This window comes from Denitromonas iodatirespirans (assembly GCF_018524365.1).
Lineage (GTDB): Bacteria > Pseudomonadota > Gammaproteobacteria > Burkholderiales > Rhodocyclaceae > Nitrogeniibacter > Nitrogeniibacter iodatirespirans.
The window spans coordinates 1-717 of sequence record NZ_JAEKFT010000121.1 but is presented as its reverse complement, the minus strand read 5'-3'; the positions used below and the strand labels follow the sequence as shown (position 1 = coordinate 717).

Below are 717 nucleotides of genomic sequence, written 5' to 3'. Positions count from 1 at the left end.
GGTCGCATATCGGCCTCGTGACGCTCAATCCAGAGCGAGACGCTGTCGTCAATGCGACACTTCATGCTGAAGACATACACACGTTAGTTGCATGAATCAGGCGACAACTATCTTGACTTGCTCCGCTCATCTAACCGCCCCAAATGGATTGGTAACACCCATCAGGGGTGGCGCATTCGTCCCAGCCTTATATATTCGCGAAACTATTAGCGTTGCAGCAGCAGCTCGCGGCAAACAGCTCGATAGCAAGTCTTGATTCCGTGTCGCTGCGTACGGGTCAACGAATCAAGGCAAGAAGATGCCAAAGCGAATGAACTGAACAGATGACGAGGTCTCTCGCATCGACCAACGCCGGGAAGATCGACTCGGCCCGGAAACGGGTTTTCTACTGCATCGTTTGAACCCACCATGGACAACAATGATCTGATCATCAAACTGGGCATCGGCATCACTTCTGGCTTCATTGGCTGGTTGCTCGCTCAAGTCACGAGCCTAGTCAAAGACTGGGCAAAAGCGCGGAAAATTAAAGCTCTTCTTCTTGAAGAACTACGTGACATAGACCGAGAAATGGAGAGAGTGATGACCTCCTGGAGCCTGTCAGAAATTTTGTGTTTGAGGCATACCATGTGAGCAAGGAGCATGTATGCCAAGAAAGACCAGCAAGAAGAGCACTGCGGCGGCGCTGCCGTCCATCCCGAAAGAGCTGATCGATGGATT

General features: G+C 51.3%; 1 protein-coding gene. It reads left to right on the top strand.

Features of this window, described 5'->3' with window-relative positions:
- Positions 1-408 precede the first annotated feature (408 nt).
- Positions 409-630, top strand: coding sequence for a hypothetical protein (locus tag I8J34_RS24220; RefSeq protein WP_214364188.1), 222 nt, complete (start codon positions 409-411; stop codon positions 628-630).
- The last annotated feature ends 87 nt before the right edge of the window (positions 631-717 follow it).

Excerpts from the sequence above, each read along its gene's own strand:
- I8J34_RS24220 (WP_214364188.1), top strand. The coding sequence starts at position 409 with ATGGACAACAATGATCTGATCATCAAACTGGGCATCGGCATCACTTCT.